The organism is Microbacterium sp. Bi128, from assembly GCF_918698205.1.
On sequence record NZ_CAKKMM010001283.1, the window covers coordinates 1 to 1,457 of the forward strand.

The window sequence follows — 1,457 nt, forward strand, 5'->3', positions numbered from 1 at the left end:
GAACAGGTCTTTCCGTTCGAGAACCGCGGCGAAGCGATCGGCGTGACGCTGCACCACCCGCACGGACAGATCTACGCCTACCCGTACATCACGCCGCGCACGGCCCAGCTGGTCCGCACGATCGAAAGTTACGGCGGCGCGCTGTTCGAGGACATCCTCAGCTTCGAGCAGAAATCCGAGCGGGTGCTGCTCCAGGGCGAGCACTGGACGGCGTTTGTCCCGTTTGCCGCGCGCTGGCCGCTGGAAGTGCATATCCTCCCGCACCGGCACGTCCCGGACCTCGCCGCCACGACCGACGAGGAACGCGATGAGTTCTCCCTGCTGTACCGCCAGCTCCTGCGTGGCGTCGATGCCCTCTACGACAGCCCCACGCCGTACATTTCGGCGTGGCACCAGGCTCCCGTCCACGCCCACCGGGACGACATCCGGCTCATGCTGCAACTGACCTCGCCCCGCCGGGAGGAGGACAAGCTCAAGTACCTGGCAGGGTCGGAAGCCGCGATGGGGGCATTCATCGCGGACATCCCGCCGGAAACGGCCGCCGCCCGGCTCCGCGACGCCATGGAGGCAGCATCGCCGCCGCCGCGTACAACAGGGCTCGAGCCATTCCGCACAGAACTCCCAGCAACAGAACAGGAAGCAGCCCAGCCATGAACGAGGTCCTTGAACGGGAAAGTGGGTACTTTTCCAGCGAGTTTGGGGGCGCGCCGGACGGCTTGTGGTCGGCGCCCGGGCGGGTCAACCTGATCGGTGAGCACACGGATTACAACGAGGGCTTCGCGTTTCCGATCGCGATCGACAAGCGCACCACGGTGGCGGCCCGCGTCCGCGCAGACCGTCTGCTCCGGGTCACCAGCAGCTCTTTCCCCGGCGTCATAGAGGTAAGCCTCGACCGCCTGGACCCGGATAGCCTCACCGGCTGGGCCGCGTACCCCCTCGGCGTGGCCTGGGCGATGTCCCGGGCGGCAGCAGCCGGCGCCGGTTCCGACGTCGCGTCCGGTTCAGCAGCCGGTTCCGGCGTCCCGTCCCGGATGTCCGGCCTGGACCTGGCGCTGACCTCGGATGTCCCGGCCGGCGCCGGGCTGTCCTCCTCCGCCGCAATCGAATGCGCGGTGGCCCTGGCCCTGAACGATCTCTGGGACTTGGGGCTGGGCAGGCCTGAACTGGCACGGATCGGCCAGCTGGCCGAGAACCGGGTGGTCGGCGCGCCCACCGGCATCATGGACCAGTCGGCCTCGCTCCTTGGCGAGCCCGATCATGGCATCCTGCTCGATTGCCAGAACCTGTCGACCGAGCCGGTTGCCCTCGGCTTCGCCGGTGCCGGGGTGGGGCTGCTCGTGATCGACACCCGCACCAGCCATTCCCATGCCGACGGCGGCTACGCCAGCCGCCGCCGTTCCTGCGAGGACGGCGCCCGCCGCCTGGGCGTCGGCAGCCTGAGGGCGCTGGGCCCGGAC

The 1,457-nt window shown here is 69.3% G+C and carries 1 protein-coding gene and 1 pseudogene; both read left to right on the plus strand.

The features are described from left to right. A pseudogene (locus LQV45_RS32030) lies at positions 1 to 654 on the plus strand (galactose-1-phosphate uridylyltransferase); the annotation flags it as partial. Further along, a partial coding sequence (locus tag LQV45_RS32035; RefSeq protein WP_230011541.1) for a galactokinase family protein occupies positions 651 to 1,457 on the plus strand: 807 nt, incomplete at its 3' end. The pseudogene LQV45_RS32030 and the gene LQV45_RS32035, both read left to right, overlap by 4 nt.